Source organism: Xanthomonas vasicola, assembly GCF_000772705.2.
GTDB classification, from domain to species: Bacteria; Pseudomonadota; Gammaproteobacteria; order Xanthomonadales; family Xanthomonadaceae; genus Xanthomonas; species Xanthomonas vasicola.
Genome location: NZ_JSBW02000054.1, coordinates 104270 through 125807 on the forward strand (window position 1 = coordinate 104270; position 21538 = coordinate 125807).

Below are 21538 nucleotides of genomic sequence, written 5' to 3' on the forward strand. Positions count from 1 at the left end.
CGATTCCCGATTCCCGATTCCCATGACGTTATCAGGCAAAACCCTGTTCATCACCGGTACCTCGCGCGGGATTGGCTTGGCGATTGCGTTGCGGGCGGCGCGCGATGGGGCGAATGTGGCGATTGCGGCCAAGTCGGCGGTGGCCAATCCCAAATTGCCAGGAACCATCCATAGCGCAGCTGCGGCGGTGATTGCTGCCGGTGGGCAGGCGCTGGCGCTCAAGTGCGATATCCGCGAAGAAGATCAGGTGCGTGCGGCGGTGGCGGCGACGGTCGATGCGTTCGGCGGGATCGATATCCTGGTCAACAACGCCAGTGCGATCTGGTTGCGCGGTGCGCTGGACACGCCGATGAAGCGCTTCGATCTGATGCAACAGGTCAACGCGCGCGGCAGTTTTCTGTGCGCGCAGGCCTGCCTGCCGCATCTGCTGCAGGCGGCTAATCCGCACATCCTCAGTCTGGCGCCGCCGCCGTCGCTGAATCCTGCATGGTGGGGCGCGCACACCGGCTACACGCTGGCCAAGATGGGCATGAGCCTGGTCACCCTGGGGCTGGCAGCAGAGTTCGGCCCGCACGGCGTGGCGATCAATGCGTTGTGGCCGCGCACGGTGATCGCCACCGATGCGATCAACATGCTGCCTGGCGTGGACGCCGCGGCCTGCCGTCGGCCGGAGATCATGGCCGATGCCGCGCATGCGGTGCTGACGCGGCAAGCGGCCGGGTTTCACGGGCAATTCCTGATCGACGACGAGGTGCTGGCCCAGGCCGGCATCACCGACTTAAGCGGTTATGCAGTGGATCCGTCGCGTGCGTTGTTGCCGGATCTGTTTCTGGACTGACGACAACAACCTGGCGGCTGGATGCTCGCAGCGCAGTTGCGTTACGCGCGGCTGCATGTACCGCACGTGCATCCGCGCGACAGCATGAGTGCCGCATGCGTCTGTGCGCATTGCGACGCTGAAAGTCGTCGTCGCAGGCATGCTGTGGCACGCACGGAGAGTTCACAGCCCGGTCTGCTACCGTGCGCGCCTGAAAACGCTTCCAACAAGGATGTTTCGACGTGACTCTCAACGTCTTGCGGCCAATCAGCCGCAGGCTGGCCCGTGAGGACACGCGCCAGCATGACCACGACGACCAATGCGCAAGGTGAGCCTCTGTTCTCACCCTCGATGATCGCACTTGCGCTGAATCCGCAGGCCATGCCTTAGACACTTCCCATGGAAAGCCACATGACTCATCGCCTTCGTTCTGCGCCGCTGACTGCGGCAATCGTTCTTGCCGCGCTGCTTGCCGGCTGCCAGAAAAGCGCATCCGCCGCCGCGGTGGAGGGCGCCGACAAGATCAATGCCTACGTCGCCTGTTTCAATGGTGTCGAACAGCCGATCCATGAGAGTTACCAGACCTATATAGGCTGGATGCAGGACCCGCAAGCCGGGCCCACCGGCAAGGAGCGCGGGATTCGTGCACCAGGCACGGTGCTGTCGCATCGGGTCGAGGCGTGCGGTGCGCCGATGACCGCCGCGTTGGCGCAGCAACCGGTCAACGCCGAGCTCGACCCGGTTGCCAAGACGTATCAGGAACGCTTCACCACGCTCAATAAGCGTATCGGGGAGACGGTGCGCTACTACGGCCGTGAGGATTATCTGCGCGACGAAGGCAAGGGCATGCGCGCACTGCACGCACCGCTGATGCAAGCCTATGCCGCGTTCTTCGAGGCCGGCGAAGCGATGAACGCGGCGTTGGAACACAACGAAGACACGCGGCGCAAGGCGCAGATTGATGCGATCGAAAAAGCAGAGGGCCACAGCGCAGCGTGGTATCACCTGAAGATCATCGGCGAGGGCAAGCAGCTGGTGAAGGTGCTCGACAGCGACACGCCGGATCTTGCCGCGGCGCAAGCGCAATTGGCCAACTACCAGCGCATTCTGGAAGACGCGCAGAAGGCCAAGGCCGGCCAGGGCGATGCGATGTGGGGTCACATGGAACGTGCTGCAGACAAGCTTGCGCGTGACTCAGGACGTCTTATCGAGCGCATTCGCAGCAAGACCCCGCTGAGCAAGAGTGAGCAGATGCAGCTGGAAAACGGCTCGATGCCGCCGGATGGTACCCGTCAGGCCGTGCTTGCCAGCTACAACGACCTGATCGACATGAGCAACCGCATGTTGCAGTGATGCTGTGCACGTATCGCTGGGGAATGATGCGAGTGAGCTCAACTGCTGATTGCGTTGGTGACCTCTTCGCGCTGCGAGCGCTGGCTGCCCATCAGCGATCAACACGATTGCAGCCGAACCACAGCCCATCTGCTTTGCAATCGAACTCCCACGCAGTATGCAGTTGGGCAGGGACGGCGGACTCGGTACCGGCATGTAGGTCTGCTACATGCCGTGGCGCGCAAGGGCGATGGCCGCCCGGCAACTGCGGCCTAATCTTTACCTCATCGTGGTCCACAGCACCGCATCAGCCATTGGACACCTTCGGCAGCGGCTCGGCGCATTGCCTGCAATAGCGTGCGTCCGCTGCGTGGCCTTCCAACCCGCAGCGGGCGCAGTAGCGTACATCGCGTTTGCCGGTGTGGCGGCCTTCGCGCAATGAGCTGGCCAGCTCGGCGGTGTAGATGCCGGTGGGCACGGCGATGATGCTGTAGCCGATCAGGATCAAGGCCGAGGTCACGAAGCGGCCCAGCGTGGTCTGCGGCACCAGATCGCCGAAGCCCACCGTGGCCATGGTGACGATGGCCCAGTACATGCTGGTCGGGATGCTGGTGAAGCCGTGCTGCGGGCCTTCGATGATGTACATCGTGGCGCCGGCGATCACGGTGATGGTGAGTACGCTGAACAGAAACACCGACACCTTGCGCCGGCTACGCCAGAGCGCGTCCAGCAGTTGCCCGCTCTCTTCGATGTAGCGGGTGAGTTTGAGAATGCGGAACAACCGCAGGATGCGCAGCACGCGCACCACCAGCAGCGTCTGCGCGCCGGGCACGAAGAAGGAGAGATAGCTGGGCAGGATCGACAGCAGATCGATCACGCCCCACACGCTGAGCGCGTAATGCAGCGGGCGCCGCACCACCGCCAGACGCAGCGCGTATTCAATGGTGAAGATCACCGTGAACGCCCATTCCAGCGGCACCAGCCAGTCCGCCGCATGCGAATGGATGCGCGGCACGCTGGCGATCATGATCACCATCACGCTCGCCAGGATCGCCACCACTAGCATCAGGTCGAAATTGCGCGAGGGACGGGTGTCGTGGCGGTAGATGATGTCGAACCACTGCCGGCGCCAGCCATCGTCGGTGGCGGCAGTGAGTTGCGGATCGGAGAAAGGGCGCATGCGCGCATTGTGCCGCAGGCCGGCGAATGCGCGAGAATGCCGGTTCTCCCTCCGCTTCTGCGACCCATCCTTATGAGCACCGCTGCCGATTCGCCCCTGTCCCTCGCGCACTACTACCTGCCGGTGTATCGCCCGCGCCAGGTGGTGCTGGAGCGTGGTCAGGGCAGCCGCGTGTGGGACGATGCGGGACGCGAGTATCTGGATCTGTCGTCGGGCATCGCGGTCAGCGGACTCGGCCATAACGATCCCGATCTGGTGGCTGCGCTCACCGAGCAGGCCGGCAAGCTGTGGCATACCAGTAACGTGTTCTTCAGCGCACCGCCGCTGAAACTGGCCGAGGAGCTGGTGACTGCCTCGCGTTTCGCGCACAAGGTGTTCCTGTGCAATTCCGGCACCGAGGCCAACGAGGCGGCGATCAAACTGGTGCGCAAGTGGGCCAGCAGCCAGGGCCGGCCGGCCGACAAGCGCGTCATCGTCACCTTCCGCGGCAGTTTCCATGGCCGTACGCTGGCATCGGTCACCGCCACCGCGCAGCCCAAGTACCAGGAAGGCTACGAGCCGCTGCCGGGCGGTTTTCGCTATGTGGATTTCAACGACGTTGCAGCGCTGGAAGCGGCGATGGCCAGCGGCGATGTGGCGGCGGTGATGGTCGAGCCGATCCAGGGCGAGGGCGGGGTGATGCCGGCCGCGCCGGGCTTCCTGAGCCGTGTGCGCGCGCTATGCGATCAGCACGATGCGCTGTTGCTACTGGACGAAATTCAGTGCGGCATGGGCCGCACCGGCACGCTGTTCGCGCATTGGCAGGAACAGGTGACGCCGGACATCGTGACCCTGGCCAAGGCGCTGGGTGGCGGTTTCCCGATCGGCGCGATGCTGGCCGGGCCCAAGGTGGCCGAGACCATGCAGTTCGGCGCGCATGGCACCACCTTCGGCGGCAATCCATTGGCTGCGGCGGTGGCGCGCGTGGCGCTGCGCAAGCTGGCCTCGCCGCAGATAGCCGACAACGTGGAGCGGCAGTCGGCGGCGTTGCGCGCGGGTCTGGAAGCGCTCAATGCCGACTTCGGTCTGTTTGCGCAGATTCGTGGACGTGGCCTGATGCTGGGCGCGGTGCTGGCGCCGACGCACGCGGGGCAGGCCGGGGCGATCCTCGACCTGGCAGCCAAACATGGCTTGCTGCTGCTGCAGGCCGGCCCGGATGTGCTGCGCTTCGTGCCGGCACTCAATCTGACCGACGTCGAGCTGGCGGATGGTCTGGCGCGTTTGCGTCTGGCGCTTGCCGAGTACGTCGCGCAGCCGTGATGGTGGGCTGTGCTTGCGCGTCTTCTCGCCGGCACTGCGCCGGTTAGAAGCGTGTTGGAGATGCGTGGTGTGCAGCGTGCATCTCACGCAGGGTGCGTGGTCTTTTGACTGCCTGGGTGGAATGGCTGTCTTCCGCCGTACCCTCACCCCAGCCACCATTCCACGCTCCGGCCCGCGCTTGCGACGCGGGCGCTCCAAGGCACGCACGCCGGTGGCGTGCAATCTTTCTCCGTACCCTCACCCCAACCCCTCTCCCGGGGGAGAGGGGTTTTGTCTTATGCAAGTCCGTAGCGTTTGAGCACCCGCCGCAACGCGCGGGCATCGCGCACGGTGTCGGCGTGCAGGCCGGCCGCGCGTGCGCCGCGCACGTTGACGAACAAGTCGTCGACAAACAGCGTGTGCTCGGCGCGTTGCCCGAGTTGTGCCAGCGCGCGCTGATACACCTGCACATCGGGTTTGCGGCCGCCGAGCGCGCCGCTGCACAGCACGCGGTCCTGCAATAGCGGAAACAACGACGGCACGACCCGCTCGATCGCGTCGAGCATCAGCGGGCCGTTGTTGGTGAGTACCGCCACAGCGGTGGTTGCCGACACCGCCAACACCTGTGCCACAACCGAAGGATCGGCGCGGCACGCGGCGACGCGTGCCGTGATCCAGGTAGCGCGATCGATCGGGTGCCTCAGCTCTTCGCTCAACTGCGCCAGATATGCGTGCGTGTCGATCGCACCGGCATCGTAGGCGCGCTCCAGGCCCTGCGCGAACAACACCTCATGCACGCGCTGCGGTGAGCAGCCAGCCGCTGTCGCAAGGGCGGCCATGCGCCGTGGCCGCGCGTAGTGCGCGAGCACGCCGTCGAAATCGAGCAATAGCAGCGACGTGGGTGTAGGCGACATCTGCGTACTCGTGTGGTGAGTCTGCAGCCTTGTCGATTCCGCGCTGCATGGCAAGCGCGCGACCTGCAATGCCAACACTGCACAGGTAGGCGGCAGAAGTCCCTATTCAGAGTTTTGAATTCGGTGGCGACCTACCCACCTGCATCGATCCCACCCTCCGCACTGTCGTTGCGGAGCAACTGCCCTGGTTATGGTCACCGCATGCCGCATCCGCGGCATCAACCGGTCTCGGGGGAGCGCCCGGTTACTCAGTACGCCACACATCTCCAGGGGTTGATTGCATGCGAAAGTGCTTGAATACCGATCAAGTGGCGGCCTCGGTCGCCACCATCCTCACCACTGCCCGCTCGCGCCACACGCTGGCGTCGATGACTTTGTTGCTGGCCGGTGCACAGAGTGTGCCCGCTCTGGCACAGGAAGCGCGCACGCTGGACGCCGTCAGCGTGGTGGGCACCGGGTCGACGCGCACCACCGCGTCCATCTCGGTTGACGAGATTCAGGCGCAGGTGCCCGGGGTGGCGCCGCAGCAGCTGTTGGCCAGCCTACCCGGTGTGAACGTGCAGACCACCGATCCGTTCGGGCTGTACGAGTTCGGCAATTCAATGACCATCCGCGGGTTTTCCGCCAACCAGATCGGCGTCACCTTGGACGGCATTCCGATCGAAACCTTCGACACTCGCGAAGGCGGGCCGATCACCCGTTACGTCTCCAGCGAGAACCTGCTCGACGTCACCGTGTCGGCCGGTTCGGGCGATGTCACCCAGCCCTCGTACCACGCACTCGGCGGTGCGATCCGTTACACCAGCCTGCCACCGAAGGGCGGCGACAGCTGGAGCGGCAATCTCACCCAGACCATCGGTTCGGATGATCTGGTGCGCACCTTCGTGCGCCTGGATACGCCGAATTGGTGGGAAGGCGGACCCAGCGCGTATCTCTCCGCCTCACGTACGCAAGGCGGTGTGTGGGACATGGAGCCGGCCACGCAAAAGAGCGATCACTTCGAAGCCAAGATTCGCCAGGCCTGGGATGCGGGCAGCCTGACGCTGGGCTGGATCTACAACAACCGCAAGGACTACGACGTACAGTCGTATAACTCCGACGGTTCGGTGTCATCGGATCTGCATGAGCGCATCACCGGCAACCCGGAAGTGGATGCCAAGCATTACAGCCAATGGCAGAACGGGCGGCGCGATTCCTTGCTCAGCCTGCACGGCGATTTTCTCTTCAACGATGCGATCGGTTTCACTTTCACCGGCTACTACGAAAACAAGCACGGGTACGGCGTCGGCGGCGCTCCGCCGAGCACGGCGACCGGCTTGTACAACGATGCGATCGCCGGCACGCCAGGGCGCACCGACATCGCCATCAACGACCCGCAAATTGTCGATGCCAACGGTAATGTCACCCACGTCGGTGCGATGACGCGGCGCGAAGAAGTCATAGGGGGCGATCGCTACGGCCTAACCGCGGCAGTGTCGTGGGAGACCGAGCACAACAAACTCGAAGCCGGTGCATGGTACGAAAACTACGACTTCGATCAGGTGCGCCCGCTGTACAACCTGGACCCGGCCACCGGCGCTTTGCTCAAAGGCTCGCTGCCGATCGTCATCTACTACGACAACCACTTCTCCACCGAAGTGAAGCAACTCTACATCAAGGACACGCTACGCCTGCTCGATGATCGCCTCACCATGGAGTTCGGCGCTAAGGGGCTGGATGTCAAACGCGACTACAACGGCACCGCCAATCTCGATGACTTTAATGTCGGTGTGCGCCGCGATGTCACCATCAAGAACAGCGATTGGTTCCAGCCGCAGGTCGGTGCCAGCTTCCAGCTTGCCGAGGGCGTGCAGGTGTTCGCGAACTACGCGGAGAACTTCAGCTCGGCGCCGCGGCTGGCCTTGACATCAGGGGCATTCAACCCGGATATCGCGCCGGAAGAATCCACCAATATCGATATCGGCATCCGCGCCGAATCCACACAGTGGAGCGGCTATGTCGCCGCCTACAAGATCGATTACGAAAACCGCATCATCGCGCTGATTGATCCGGACCCGCTGGTGGTTGCGCCCACCGTCTACGCCAACGTCGGCGACGTACAGACCTACGGCGCGGAAATCTCCGGCATGTGGAAACCGGCGCCGGGCTGGCGGCTGGGTGCATCGCTGACCTGGAACAACTCCGAATTCCAGGACAACTACTTCGGCCCGGTCAGCGGCAGCCTGGTACAGGTGAAAGGCAACGACGTACCGGATGCGCCGAAGGTGATGTTCAGCGTCAACGGCGGTTGGGAAGGCGAGCATTTCTTCGCCAATCTGGATACCAAATACACCGGCAAGCGCTACGGCGACACGCGCAATACCGACCAGGTGGATGCCACCTTCATCGTCAACGGCAGCGTCGGTTACCAGGGCGACAGCAGTGGGTTTCTCGCCGGTGGCCGGCTGCAGTTGTCGGTCTACAACCTGTTCGACAAGGACGATGCAATTGGTGCAGTGTTTCCCAACGAAAGCTCGGGTTCGTATCAGTTGATCGCACCGCGCCAGTTGTTCGCCAGCCTGGCCTGCAAATTCTGAGGTGCAGCCGCGGCCGCTAGGATTGCCGGCCGCATGCGCTCGTCCATGACATGCAGGGGAAGTGCGTTGATGCAAGGCAATCACTCGGGAGCGATGACGCGTCGGCAGTTGCTGGCGCGCATCGGCATGACCGCCGGTGGCGCGATGATGTATCAGGCGATGAGCAGCCTGGGCATGGCAGCCGAATCCAATTTCAAAGGCCCACTGCAGTTGGATGGCGACCCCAAGGGGGCCTCGGTCTTGATCCTCGGCGCCGGGCTCGCCGGCATGAGCGCGGCCTTCGAGTTGCGCAAGGCCGGTTACCGCGTGCAGTTGCTCGAATACAACGACCGCCCTGGCGGACGCAACTGGACCCTGCGCGGCGGTGACCGCTATACCGAGTTGGGCGGCGCCACACAGCATTGCCAGTTCGACGACGGTTTGTATCTCAACCCCGGGCCGTGGCGCATTCCGCACCATCACAAGGCGGTGCTGAGTTACTGCAAGCAATTCGGCGTGGCGCTGGAAGCCTTCAATCAGGTCAATTACAACGCGCTACTGCATAGCGAAAAAGGCTTCGGCGGCAAACCGCAGCGCTTTCGCGCCATCGATGCCGATTACAAGGGCCATGTGTCCGAGTTGCTGGCCAAGTGCACGCAGCAACACGCCTTGGACAAGACGGTCAGCCGCGAAGATCAGGAGCTGCTGCTGGAATCCTTGCGCACCTGGGGGGCGCTCGACCAGAAGTTCGGTTACGTCAAAGGCAAGGACAGCAGCGAGCGGCGCGGCTTTGCGCGTTACCCTGGTGGCGGGTTGTCGGGCAAGCCGGAATTCTCCGATCCCTTCAGCGTGCAGGATGTGCTGCGCTCACGCCTGTGGACCACGCTGGCAGTAGGCAATAAGTACGAAATGCAGACCACCATGTTCCAGCCGGTGGGCGGCATGGACCAGATCGGCAAGGCGTTCGCACGCCAACTTGGCGATGCGATCACCTATAACGCCAAGGTCACCAAGATCGATCAGGACGGCAGCGGCGTGCGTGTGTCCTGGCAGGATGCGGCGCGTGGCGGCGAAGAACGCATCGCCACTGCGGACTGGTGCATCTGCACGATTCCACTGTCGGTGCTCAGCCGTATTCCGGTCACTGCCAGCGATGCGATGACCACCGCGATCGGCAAGGTGCCGTATGCGGCATCGGTGAAAGTGGGCCTGCAATTCAAGCGCCGTTTCTGGGAAGAAGACGAAGCGATCTATGGCGGCATCAGCTATACCGACCTGCCGATCACCTTGATCAGTTACCCCAGCACCAACTACCACAGCCCCGGCAAGGGAGTGCTGCTCGGCGCCTATGTGTGGGGGCTGGACGCGTACCAGTTCACCGCGATGGCGCCCGAGCAGCGTGTGCGCAAGGCGGTGGAATACGGCACGCAGCTGCACCCGCAGTATCCACGCGAATTCGAAAACGGCATCGCAGTCGGCTGGCACCGCGTTCCGTTTACGCATGGTTGCTATGGCATATGGAGCGAGCAGGCGCGCGCTGAGCACTACACTCCGCTGTGCCAGATCGATGGACGGCTGGCGTTGGCTGGTGAGCATGTGTCCTACATCCCGGCCTGGCAGGAGGGCGCAATTTTGTCTGCGCACGATGTCGTCGGCCGCCTGCACCGCAAGGTCATTGCCGGAGGAACGCGCGCATGAGCCTTTTGCCAAGAATGTGCGGTGCCACCGTTGCGCTTGCCATCCTCGCCTTGATGCTGCCGCCCACTGTGCGCGATGCGCACGCACAAAGTTCCGATGCCACGCAATTATTTCCTCAGCAAGGCTTCGCCAAAGCGTCTGGACAGGATGTTTACCAGGCGATCTGCCAGGGCTGCCATATGTCGGCCGGGCGCGGCGCGCAAGGCGCCGGCGACTATCCTGCACTTGCCGACAATCCCAAACTGGCTGCCGGCCCGTACGTGACCATGATGGTGCTCGACGGCCACGCCGGCATGCCGGGTTTCGGCGACATGCTCGACGACCGTCAGGTGGCCGAAGTGGTGAGCTACGTGCGGACTCATTTCGGTAACGACTATGCCGAGCACGTGACCATCGAAGACGTCAAATCGCTACGCCACTGATCTTTTCTCACACAAGGAATTGCCATGCTCCGTCCCATGACCACCTTTCTTACCGTTGCCGTGCTGTGGTCTTCCAGTTTCGGCGCTGCGCACGCCGCCGAGGTGATCCGCCACAAGATTCCCAATAGCGATTTCCCCATTGCCGCCGCGGTGGAAATTCCCGCCGGCAAGGCTACGGTGTATGTCAGCGGCAAGGTGCCGGCGGTGATCGATACCAGCGCGCCGAAAGACTCTGCTGCTGCCTATGGCGACACCAAGGCACAAACGGTGAGCGTGTTGAATCAGATCAAACAGCAGTTGGCCACGCTTGGGTTGGGTATGGGCGATGTGGTGAAGATGCAGGTGTTTCTGGTCGGCGACCCGGCCATGGGCGGCAAGATGGATTTCAACGGTTTCATGGAAGGGTATCGCCAGTTCTTCGGCACCAAGGAACAGCCCAATCTGCCTGCGCGCTCGGCGTTCCAGATTGCTGCATTGGGTAACCCGCTGTACCGGGTCGAGATCGAAGTTGTCGCTGTGCGTCCCTGAGTTCGCGTCTTTATTTGCTGGAGATTGTCATGAAAACTGCTCTTTCGCGCCGCACGTTTGTACGCGACTGTGCGTTGTTTGCCGGCGCCGCCTGTGCAGGCAGCTTGCCGTTATTGGCCAGCGCTGCAGAGCGCTCCGCTGCCATCGCGCCGGCACCGGCAGCGGCATTGGCACCGGTGATGATCGACTCCAATGAGTTTCCGGATGGACCGTCTGCTGCCGCAGTGAAAGCCATCGCGCAGATCGCACCGCAAGGCGGGCGTTACCTGCGCGAGGTACAGATGGAATTGATGACTACGCTGGCTGCCGAGCTCAAGCTGCCGGTCGATCATTTGATGGCGTATGCCGGGTCCACCGAGCCGCTCGACTACACGATGCTGGCCTTCACTTCGCCCAGCGCCGCGTTGGTCACCGCCGACCCCACCTACGAATCCGGCTGGCGTGCCGCAACCCGCAATGGCGCACGCTTGGTCAAAGTGCCGTTGCGCAAAGATTTTTCGCATGATGTGCAGGCCATGTGCGCGGCCGATGCCAACGCGGGCGTGATCTACATCTGCAACCCCAACAACCCCACCGGCTCGGTCACCGCACGCAAAGATCTGGACTACGCGTTGGCGCACAAGCCCAAAGGCAGCGTGTTGGTGGTGGATGAGGCGTATATCCACTTCGCACAAAGCACGCGCAGCATGGTCGACATGGTCGCTGCGGGTGAAGACGTGGTGGTGTTGCGCACCTTCTCCAAGCTCTATGGCATGGCCGGCATCCGCCTGGGGTATGCGGCGGCGCGCCCGGACCTGTTGGCCAAGTTGAAGTTCTACAGCGTCAACAGCTTGCCGGTCACCGCCGCCGCCGCAGGGCTGGCTAGCCTGCGCGATCCTGAGCTGGTACCGCAGCGGCGTGCGCGCACGGCGGCAATCCGTCAGGACGTGATGGAGTTTATCGGCAAGCACGGCTATGCCTGCACCACGTCGGAGAGCAACTGCTTTATGGTCGATGTGAAGCGGCCGGCGGCTGGCTTCAAGGACGATATGGCCACCCACGGTGTGTTCATCGGCCGCAGCTGGCCGGTGTGGCCAACCTGGTCGCGCATCACCGTGGGCACCGAGGCGGAGATGGCACGCTTCAAGCAGGCATTCGTGCAGGTGGTCGCCGGTAAACGTGGCCCGCTGCCGGTGCCTGCCATTGCCTCTGCCGCGGCAGAGCCGATGGATGCATTTTTCCGTTACGCGTGAGGCAGGCGTGCTGCGGAAGGTTCGCTTGCAATCAAGACGGCTCTTCGCATCCTGTTCGATACGCGAGCGCACTGCACTGCACTGGGCTTGCGCGTATGCGCTGTTGATTGCGACAACGCGTTACTCTGGCACTGTCAGCACGTCTCACCACCTCACTGTTGCAGCGGCGTGCCGCGTGCGATGTGCTGCAATTTTCTAACGCAGGAGTGTTCTCTTGAAGCTGTTTTCCACAATTGCCGTATGTGCGCTGGCGCTGATGGCACCTTCGGCATGGGCACGGACGTGCGCGGTGACCATCACCGGCAACGATCAGATGAAGTTCGATCAGAGCGGGATCAAGCTTGCACCCGATTGCACACTGGTGGAGCTCACGCTCAAGCATTCCGGCAAGATGGACGCCACGGTGATGGGGCATAACTGGGTATTGACCAAGTCCGCCGATTTCCAGGCAGTGGCCAACGCGGGGGTCCGCTCGACCATCGCCGACAGTTATCTGCCCAAGGCCGACGCGCGCGTGATTGCGCACACCAAGGTTATCGGTGGCGGCGACAGCACCACGGTGAGCTTTCCGACCAGCAAGCTGAGCAAGGGCGGCGACTACACCTTCTTCTGCTCGTTCCCCGGCCACTGGGCGATGATGAAGGGCACGCTGAGTTTCGGGTGATGCGTGCCTGGCGGCCAGCGCTGTCAGGCCTGGCCGCCACACGTGCAGCGTTGCGCTGAACGTAGCGATGCACGCAATTGCTGATCAATCCGCAAGCGCGCCCTGATCTGCATGCGGGGCGCTTCCACGCAATAACCCGCGCTGCAATGCCTGCGCCAGGGCGTTTTCGCGGCTGCGTGCGTCGAGCTTGCGGTACAGGTTTTTCAGATGAAATTTGATCGTGTTTTCCGACAGATGCAGGCAGCGTGCGATCTGCTTGTTGGAATAGCCGCGCGCCAGTTGCGCCAGCACTTCCAGTTCGCGCTCGCTGAAAATGTCGCAGGCCGGGTCGTCGTCGCCGCTGAGGCGTTCCAGTGCGGCCTGGATGGTCAATGCACGCGTGGTGCCGCCAACGGTGTGCGGGTCATGCTGGCGTAGCGAACGCAGCATCGCCTTGGCCGGCAAGCCCAGTTCCACAATGGCCTGCCAGCTTTGCGTCAGCGCAACATGCTCCAGCGCGCTGTATAGATGCGGCAGGGCAGCAAGCAATTCGCCGCGTTGCTGCAGTACCAGCGCAATACGCGCACGGGTACGTGCCAGATGCCAGGCATTGTCGTCGGCCAGGCAGGCCTGTTCGATCTGCCCAAGGATGATGAGCGCCGCGCTGCTGCGTCCGGCCAGACGATGCCAGCGGGCTAGCGCGAACCCCATCGCCGCGCGATCGTGCCAGCGGTGTGGCGAGCGCAACGTATGCGCCAGGCCGGATTCGCCGCCGGTGCGCGCGATCAGCACATCAATGGTGGCGTTGCCCGGATGTTCCAGCAACAGCATCAACCGCCACGCGGCAGCCAGTTCCGACAAGCGCGCAAGCTTCCGCCCGTGCGCAATCTGCTCGATGTGCTCCAGCAACAGCAATGCACTGCGTCCGCTGTGGTCGCGCAGGCGTTCCAACCCCAACGCGGTGCCGTATCCGGCGGCCAGTACGTCCATGCCGCCATCGTGTTGCTCCAGCAATTCCAGTGCTGGATGCAACAAGTCGGGTGCGTCGTCGTGGTGGCCGCGTTCGTAATGCAATTGCGCGAGCAGGCATTGCGCGGCGGCTTCCAGCACGCGATCCAGTTGCGGCGTACGCGCGCACCAACTCAAGGCCTGCTGGTAGCAGGCTTCCGCATCGCTGAGCCGGCCGCGATAGAACAGGCTCTGGCCCAGCGACAACACCGCCTGGCTGGCGCCCAGGTCGCTGCCGCCGCGCTGCATGGCGTCGCGCGCGTTGAGTGCGTAGCGCTCTGCAACTGCAAACGCGCCTTGCGCAATCGCGGTAGTGGCGCAGATGCAGAGCAGCATGCCGCGGCCGAGATGGTCGTCTTCATCCAGTGCGCCGGCCTGCGCAGCAATCTGGGCCAGGCCATGCGGGTTGCCGCAGATTTCGTCCAGACGGTCGCGCAACAGCGCGACCATCACGGTGTAATCGCGCTGCAGCGGCTCGCGTAGTGCAGCGGGGAAATCACGGAAGCGTTCCAGCAACAACCGCGCGTGGCTGAACTCGCCAAGCTTTACGTGCAGGTGCGCCTGGGTGAGATTCAACGCAGGCGTGCCGCGGATGGTGCGGTGGTCGAAATGGCGCAGTAGCGCGCGCACTTCATGCGTGCCGTGGGTCAACAGCAGCTGCCAGGTGCCGGCGCGTGCGATGTAGCTGGCGGCAAGATCGCCGCAGTCGCCGCGCGAGGCATGCCGCACCGCTTCGGCCAAATGCTGATGTTCGCCGAACCAGCGCGCTGCGCGTTGATGCAGCTGCACGCCTTGTCCGGGATGTTCGCGGTCGAGCAGTTGCTGTAGGAAATCGGCAAACAGCGGGTGATAGCGGAACCATTCGCGTTCGCCATCCAGCGGCACCAGCAGACCATGAAAATGTTCCAGCCGCGCCAGCAGCCGGCCGCTGTCGTCGCGTTGGCGTACGGCATCGGCGAGCGCGGCGTTGATGCGTTCCAGCGGGCTGGTGCGCAGCAGCAGGTCGCGGGTGTCCGCATCCAGATCGTTGACCACCTGTTCGGCTAGATATGCCGCAATCTGCGCGCTGCGCCCGGAGAAACGTGCCGCGACTTCCTGTTGACGTTGTGCATCGCCTTCCAACCACAGCCGTGCGAGCTGCAGCGCCACCGGCCAGCCTTCGGTGTAGCGGCGCAGCTCGTCCACTACCGGTGCCGGCACATGCGGGCCGAGCAATGCCTGTGCTTCAAGATCGTCAAGCGCCAGTTGCTCGCTACCGATGCGGCTGAGCTGGGCTTGCAGATCCAACCGTGCCAACGGCAGGTTGGGCACGCGGCGGGTAGCGAGCAAGAGGTGCAGACGCCCACCGCTGTGCTCGATCAAGCGCAGCACCCATGCATCGACGAGGCTGCTGCCGAGCCGGTCGTAGTCGTCGAGAATCACGCTGATGCGGCGCGGCGCGGTGCGTAGCGCGCGAATCAACAGCGCCGCTGCTTCGCGCGGGTCTTGATCGCGGTTATGCAGGACTGCGGCGCACAGCGCGTGGTCGGCACCTGCGCTCTGCAACGCCAGCGCCAGATGGCCAAGAAAACGCGCTGCATCGGCGTCTTCTTCGTCCAGCGACAGCCACGCCACCGCGCCCGGCTCGCGCGCACTCAGTTGCGCATGCCACTGCGCCAGCAGCGTGGTCTTGCCGAACCCGGGTGGAGCGAGCAATAGCGTCAGTGGGCGTGCTTGCGCTTCATCCAAGGCAGCCAACAACGCGCCACGCACCACGGCATCGGCGCGCAGCAACGGCGGCTCCAGCTTGCCGGCAAGCAGCCAATCGGGAATGACGGGGTCGCGCGACGGTGACGGGCGCGGAGTGAGCAGCGCAACAGGCTTGAGCATGAGGCGAAGGCGGCCGTATCAAGCGTCGGCAGCATGCCGGCTCGACACGCTGCAGATCGGAGTGAACCAGCGGCAATGCAGCGTAATCACCGGATGCGGCGGCGACGGTGCAGCGGCTGCTTCGAGGGTCCCCACCCATGCCCGTCCCTGAGCACCTGTCGGAAAGGTATGACAGCCACGCGACAAAAGCAAAGCGTGTTGCGCCCCGTTGACGGGTTCAGCGTAACGGATGCGCCGGCTTGTGCGTGCGGCCAAGAGGCGCTAAAGGTCGCTTGGCTCGGGTGGTGCGCATTAACAGACATCACCACACGGCGTCAGAGGCATGCGGTCACGGACTTGTTGCGAGGTGCACTGCCGTGCAGTTGCTGCTGCTGCCGCGAACGAAACGCGCTACCCGCAGAGTGAGCGTCACCAGCAAATCCGGCAACGCGTACCTCGCCAACATCCCGAGCACGCCAAGCACGGCACGCTCACGCCGCACCGCACCGCAGACCCGCAACGCCCCGCGCCCACTGCTCACCGATTCCCAAGTCCCAATTCAGCGCGCCACTTCCGCAAACGCGTTGCGCGCCGCCGCCAGCGTGGCTTCGATTACTGCCTCATCGTGCGCGCTGGACATGAAGCCGGCCTCGTACGCCGAGGGCGCCAGGTACACGCCCCGCTGCAGCATCGCGTGGAAGAAGCGGTTGAAGGTGGTGGTGTCGCACGCGGTGGCCTGCGCGTAGGTCTCCACGATTTCGTCGGTGAAGAATAGCCCGAACATGCCGCCGACCTGATGCGTGGTGACCGCAATGCCGGCTGCGCGCGCAGCATCTTCCAGGCCCTCGCACAGTAGGTTGGTCGCTTCGCTCAGGCGCGCGTGGAAGCCCGGTTCCTGCACCAGTTCCAGCATCGCCAGGCCGGCAGCCATGGCGACCGGGTTGCCCGACAAGGTGCCGGCCTGGTAAATCGGCCCGGCCGGAGCAATCTGCTCCATCAAGTTGCGGCGGCCGCCGTACGCACCCACCGGCATGCCACCGCCGATGATCTTGCCGAAGGTGCTCAGGTCGGGGGTCACGCCGTAATGCGCCTGCGCGCCGCCGAGCGCGACGCGGAAGCCGGTCATCACTTCGTCGAAGATCAGCAGCGCGCCGTGCCGCGTGCACAGCGTGCGCAGGTGTTGCAGGTAGCCGGCGCGCGGCGGGATGCAGTTGGCATTGCCCACCACCGGCTCGATGATCACCGCCGCCACCTCCGCGCCGATCTCGTCGAACAGGGCGGTGGCGCCTTCAAAGTCGTTGAAGCTCAGCGTGGCGGTCAGCTCGCTCAGCCCGGCGGGCACACCTGGCGAGGTCGGCACGCCCAGGGTCAGCATGCCGCTACCGGCCTTGACCAGGAACGAGTCGCCGTGGCCGTGATAACAGCCTTCGAACTTGATGATGCGATTGCGACCGGTGGCGCCGCGCGCCAGGCGCACCGCCGACAGCGTGGCCTCGGTGCCGGAGTTGACCATCCGCACCAACTCGCAGGAGGGCACCAGCCGGTTGATGGTTTCGGCCATCGTCACCTCGGCCGCGCACGGTGCACCGAACGACAACCCGTCGCGGATCGCGCGCTCCACCGCTTCGCGCACCGCCGGGTGGTTGTGCCCGGCAATCATCGGGCCCCACGAGCCGACGTAGTCGATGTAGCGGTTGTCGTCGACATCGAACAGGTACGGGCCATCGGCACGCGCCACGAAGAACGGCTCGCCGCCGACCGACTTGAACGCCCGTACCGGCGAGTTGACGCCGCCGGGTAGCAAGGTCTGCGCCTGTGCGAACAGGGCGTGGGAGCGGGAGTGGTTCATGCGCGCAGATCCTTGAGAAATACCGATTAGGGACATCGACGCCCGCAGCGGGCATCGCGTCCGCCATTGTCAGGCCTGCGGCCTCGCGCGCCTACCCGCAAGAAGCCCACCTACCCGTCGGAACGGTCGGGTAGGGGAACTTGGCTGCCTATGATTGAACGCGACGGGATCGACAGTTTGGGCATGAGCTGATGGCGTGCAGTCATTGGCACTGCGCTGCAGATGTTCAGAAAGTGTGATTCCGGTAGCCACTGGCACCGTTGTCGCCTTGCCGACAGTTCAAGACTTGGGGAGAGAGCATGAACCGTACTATCCAGAAGCGTGCCTTGGCGTTGGCATTGGTTGTGGCCATGGGCAGCGTCTACGCACAGTCCACCACCGGCAGCATCGTCGGCAGCGTGGGACAGGGCAGTGGCACGAGCGTGCTGGTGGAAAACAACAGCGGCTTCAGTCGCGAAGTGCCGGTGGACGCGCGCGGTCGCTATACCGCCGGCAATCTGCCGCTGGGCACTTACAAGGTAACGGTCAAGCGCGATGGCGCTGTGGTGGAAGCCCGCGACAACGTCGCCATTACGGTTGGGGCCAACACCGACGTCTCGTTCGCTGCCAACGCCGCGGGGAGCGGCATGCAGACCCTGGACAGCGTTACCGTCAGCGCCGCCAGCCTGACCACCATCGACGTCAGCAGCGTGGATACGCGCACCGTGGTCACCGCCGAACAGTTGCAGCAACTGCCGCTAGGCCGTACCGCCGAAGCGATCGCGTTGCTTGCACCGGGCGTGGTGGTCAACAGCGGCGGCTTCGACAACGGCCCGCTCGGCGGCTCGCTGCCCAGCTTCGGCGGCTCGGCCGCCAGCGAAAACGCGTATTACCTCAACGGCTTCAATACCACCACCATCAGCAACAACCTGGGCGGCCTGACCCTGCCGTACGGCGCCATCGACCAGCAGGAAATCTTCACCGGCGGCTACGGCGCACAGTATGGTCGCGCCAACGGTGGTGTGATCAACCAGATCGGAAAGCGCGGCACCAACGAGTGGAAGTTCGGCGCCGCAGTGATCTGGGAGCCGAACGGCCTCAAGGCCAACCAGCGCGACATCTATTGGCGCCCGGACAGCCAGGGCAGCACCATCAACAATGCCGCTTACCGCTACGCGCGTGCGGCCAATGGCCTGTATCAGCCGGCCAGCGAGGCCGAAGCCAACCAGACCACCTACAGCGCCTATGTCGGCGGACCGATCATCCAGGACAAGCTGTTCTTTTTCCTGGCCGCCGAGCAGGTGAACTCTGACGGCATCCGCGTGGGCACCAATCGCGACACCGACAACGGCCGTACCGACGGCCTCACCGATTACGACTACAAACAGAAGCGCTGGTACGCCAAGGTGGATTGGAACATCACCGACAATCACCTGATCGAGGTGACCGGTGCCAGCGACGTCGCCGAAACCAACGGCTCGATCTATCGCTACGACTATCTTGCGCGTGAGCGCGGTGCGTATTTCACCGATGAATCCACCTGGAAAACCGGGCCGACGCTGTTCACCGGCAAGTACACCGGCTATCTGGGCGATAACCTCACCGTGACCGCGCTCTACGGCAAGATGAGAACGCCGGACGAACTGACGCCGTTCAACTACGACGCGGCCGGCGGTCCGGTGATCAACAGTGCCGCATTGCAGAATCCTGCCTACACCGGCGGCACACCGCGCATCGGCAACCAGTTGGTCAGCTCGGTCAGTTCGCCGGACCGCGAATACAAGAAAGACAACCAGCGCTTGAACTTGGAATGGCGCCTTGGCCACCACACGCTCAACTTCGGTATCGATAACCAGAAGTCCGAAGGTATCGATGTCGGCTCGATCCTCTCTGGTCCCGGCTATGCCTGGACCTACGGCCAGACCAATGATCCCTATGGGCTGGCCACCGGTGGGCTGGTCAGCCAGTCGGCCAACGAAGCCGGCGGCGTCGGTGCGCCGAGCCCGGGTTTGGTCGATCCGGTCAATGGGTCCAGTGGCTACTACGTGGTGCGCAACATCAATACCAGCCTGTATTCGTACGAGGCCAAGCAACGCGCCTACTACATCGAAGACAAGTGGCAGGTCACCGACAATCTGCTGCTGAGCCTGGGCCTGCGCAAGGACGAGTTCACCAACTACACCCCGTTCGGCGATCCCTATATCGAAATCGATAATGCCTGGGCGCCGCGCTTGGGCTTTAGCTGGGACGTCAATGGCGATTCCAGCCTGAAGGTGTTCGGTAACCTTGGTCGTTACTACCTTGGTCTGCCGCTGTCCGCGGTGAGCCTGTTCACCCCGGCGACCACCACCGATACCTACTTCACCTACAGCGGCATCAATGCCGATGGCACGCCAATCTTGGCGCAGCAGTTGGGTTCGGCGGTGTCGGCCAACTCGCGCTTCGGCCGCATTGCCGATGTGCGTACGGCGGTGGTCAAGGATATCGAAGGCGAAAATCAGGACGAACTCATCCTCGGTTTTACCAAGCAACTCGATAGCGGCTGGGTGCTGGGCGTGCGCGGCACGCATCGCCGCCTCAATGCCGGTATCGACGACCAGAACTACGATGTCTCCAATACCGCGTTGATCGACGCGGCGGCGGCGCAAGGCGTGACCATCGATTTTTCCAAGGTGGCGGGCGCTTCGTTGATCAATCCGGGCCAGACCAATACCTGGGGGGTGATCGGTACCGATGGCCAGTTCCACGAAGTGTCGGTGAGCCGCGAAGCGGCCGGTTTCCCGAAGTTCAAGCGCAATTATTCGGCGATGGAATTCAATCTTGAGCGTCCGTTCGACGGCAAGTGGTACGCCAAGGTCAACTACGTCTGGTCGCATAGCTACGGCACCACCGAAGGCCAGGTGCGCTCGGATCTGTGGCGCACCGGCGGCGCACTCGGCAGCTATCAGGGCCAGGCATCGGTCTCGACCACACAGAGCTGGGACCACCCTGCGTTGATGGAACACTTCAACGGCGATCAATCCAACGATCATCGCCATCAGCTCAAGCTGTTCGGGTTCTACCAGTTCACCCCGCAATGGGGTGCATCGGCCAATTTCAGCCTGATTTCCGGCGCTCCGCATAACTGCCTGGGTAACTACTACGGAACCGAATACAGCGGCCGCGATCCGGCCGGCTACGGCGGCAGTGCCATCACCGGCGGTCCCTACCATTACTGCTACAACCCGGAAACCGGCACCGGCGTGGCATCGCCTCCGGGTTCACAGGGACGCCTGGGCTGGATTGCGCAGCTGGATATGGGCGTGACCTATAAGCCGGCGTTTGCCGACGGCAAGCTGGCATTGCGCTTGGACGTGTTCAACATCACCAACGAGCAGACCGCGACCAACATCTACCCGTTCTCGCAGCTGCCCGACAACACCACCAACCCGCTGTGGGATCAGGTCGTCGCCTATCAGGCGCCACGCTCGGGTCGGGTGACGTTGAGTTACGACTTCTAACCGCATCATTCGATAACTGCCGTCCCGGCAGCGACGCGTGATGGCACGCGTCGCTGTTTTGTTTTGGAGATGGCGCTCAACGCGGCGCCACTCTGAACTCTGATGAGCGAAGAAATACGGCCTGAGCGATGGCTTGGATGAGCACGTGGCAGCCAAATCCTCGGCGGTGCCTTGGAGCTGCAAGTCTGCTTGTGTGCTGCAGGGCCCTTGCCCGCCCACCATCGCGGGACACGCTGCAAGTACGTCCCTGTAAGCTCCGTGGCGGCATCCATGCCACCAAGGGTCCCGCGACGGTGAGCGGGCAAGGACCAGTGGAGATGGTCGGTGGGCGTGGCACAAGCAGTGCATTGCGCGACCCATTAAACGAAGCACGTGTCAGCTCATTCGATTTCTGTCGCAATGCCTATCGGATGTCATGGTCAATCGATCCGCAGCAGTCACCCAATCGACAAATGCGGCAAGCTGTTCGTAGCAGTGAGCTGCTTTTCGTTAGCTGCCAGCCAACTATCTGGTGCGGTGTCCTCGCCGATTGCGGGACCGTTGGCGGCATGGCGAGCCTCCATGAACGGATTCACGGCGTGTCCCGCGAACGGCGCGGGCGCCGCGCGCTCGACGCAATCCGGCCTTTTTAGTCGCCCCTGAAAAACCCCAACCACCCAACGACCGCAAGGCCTTGATGTCTGCACCGGCGTGCTAAAACTACCAGTGTTCGCTACGCTGAAGGCTGGTTTCTTGCAATTTCCGCCCATGCGTAC

At 63.4% G+C, this 21538-nt stretch carries 14 protein-coding genes and 1 pseudogene; 10 read left to right on the plus strand and 5 right to left on the minus strand.

The annotated features are described in order from the left end of the window. The first annotated feature begins 22 nt into the window (after positions 1 to 22). Both NX05_RS15790 and NX05_RS15795 read left to right on the plus strand, forming a co-directional pair. Positions 23 to 838, plus strand: a complete 816-nt coding sequence (locus NX05_RS15790) for an SDR family oxidoreductase (RefSeq protein ID WP_039434429.1) — start codon at positions 23 to 25, stop codon at positions 836 to 838. A gap of 378 nt (positions 839 to 1216) precedes the next feature. Beyond that, positions 1217 to 2170, plus strand: a complete 954-nt coding sequence (locus NX05_RS15795) for a YiiG family protein (RefSeq protein ID WP_039434430.1) — start codon at positions 1217 to 1219, stop codon at positions 2168 to 2170. Between the two features lie 286 nt (positions 2171 to 2456). On the opposite strand, the gene NX05_RS15800 is transcribed toward NX05_RS15795, so the two are convergent. Next, positions 2457 to 3329: an ion transporter gene (locus NX05_RS15800; protein ID WP_039434432.1), complete on the minus strand. Its 873-nt coding sequence runs from the start codon at positions 3327 to 3329 to the stop codon at positions 2457 to 2459. Positions 3330 to 3401: 72 nt separating this feature from the next. Between NX05_RS15800 and NX05_RS15805 the strand changes: the two genes are divergently transcribed. After that, positions 3402 to 4628: an acetylornithine transaminase gene (locus NX05_RS15805; RefSeq protein WP_039434434.1), complete on the plus strand. Its 1227-nt coding sequence runs from the start codon at positions 3402 to 3404 to the stop codon at positions 4626 to 4628. A gap of 275 nt (positions 4629 to 4903) precedes the next feature. Here NX05_RS15805 and NX05_RS15810 read toward each other — a convergent pair whose 3' ends face one another. Then, a complete protein-coding gene (locus NX05_RS15810) occupies positions 4904 to 5521 on the minus strand; it encodes an HAD-IA family hydrolase (RefSeq protein ID WP_017112966.1) in 618 nt (205 codons plus the stop codon). A gap of 293 nt (positions 5522 to 5814) precedes the next feature. Here NX05_RS15810 and NX05_RS15815 point away from each other — a divergent pair, with 293 nt between their 5' ends. The 6 genes from NX05_RS15815 to azu all read left to right on the plus strand — a co-directional run bounded on the left by NX05_RS15815 (position 5815) and on the right by azu (position 12620). After that, positions 5815 to 8097 (plus strand): TonB-dependent receptor, encoded by a 2283-nt coding sequence (locus NX05_RS15815; RefSeq protein WP_026113180.1) that lies wholly within the window; start codon positions 5815 to 5817, stop codon positions 8095 to 8097. 69 nt (positions 8098 to 8166) lie between these two features. After that, a complete protein-coding gene (locus NX05_RS15820; RefSeq protein WP_039434438.1) occupies positions 8167 to 9774 on the plus strand; it encodes a flavin monoamine oxidase family protein in 1608 nt (535 codons plus the stop codon). Continuing rightward, positions 9771 to 10196, plus strand: coding sequence for a c-type cytochrome (locus NX05_RS15825; RefSeq protein WP_017112969.1), 426 nt, complete (start codon positions 9771 to 9773; stop codon positions 10194 to 10196). The genes NX05_RS15820 and NX05_RS15825 overlap by 4 nt, the downstream gene beginning before the upstream one ends. A gap of 24 nt (positions 10197 to 10220) precedes the next feature. Next, entirely contained in the window at positions 10221 to 10724 is a 504-nt protein-coding gene (locus NX05_RS15830; RefSeq protein ID WP_026113179.1) for a RidA family protein, read from the plus strand. A gap of 29 nt (positions 10725 to 10753) precedes the next feature. Beyond that, a complete protein-coding gene (locus NX05_RS15835) occupies positions 10754 to 11956 on the plus strand; it encodes a pyridoxal phosphate-dependent aminotransferase (protein ID WP_017118858.1) in 1203 nt (400 codons plus the stop codon). Between the two features lie 214 nt (positions 11957 to 12170). Further along, entirely contained in the window at positions 12171 to 12620 is a 450-nt protein-coding gene (azu, locus tag NX05_RS15840) for an azurin (RefSeq protein ID WP_010364446.1), read from the plus strand. Between the two features lie 84 nt (positions 12621 to 12704). Here azu and NX05_RS15845 read toward each other — a convergent pair whose 3' ends face one another. Continuing rightward, positions 12705 to 15476: a winged helix-turn-helix domain-containing protein gene (locus tag NX05_RS15845; protein WP_039434440.1), complete on the minus strand. Its 2772-nt coding sequence runs from the start codon at positions 15474 to 15476 to the stop codon at positions 12705 to 12707. 538 nt (positions 15477 to 16014) lie between these two features. Further along, positions 16015 to 17304 (minus strand): glutamate-1-semialdehyde 2,1-aminomutase, encoded by a 1290-nt coding sequence (gene hemL / locus NX05_RS15850; RefSeq protein WP_039434441.1) that lies wholly within the window; start codon positions 17302 to 17304, stop codon positions 16015 to 16017. Between the two features lie 299 nt (positions 17305 to 17603). Here hemL and NX05_RS24250 point away from each other — a divergent pair, with 299 nt between their 5' ends. Beyond that, positions 17604 to 20783 carry a TonB-dependent receptor domain-containing protein gene (locus NX05_RS24250; protein WP_039434443.1) on the plus strand — a complete coding sequence of 1060 codons (3180 nt, stop codon included), beginning with the start codon at positions 17604 to 17606 and terminating at the stop codon, positions 20781 to 20783. Between the two features lie 437 nt (positions 20784 to 21220). Here the strand turns inward: NX05_RS24250 and NX05_RS24555 are convergent. Next, positions 21221 to 21538, minus strand: a pseudogene (locus NX05_RS24555) (hypothetical protein); the annotation flags it as partial.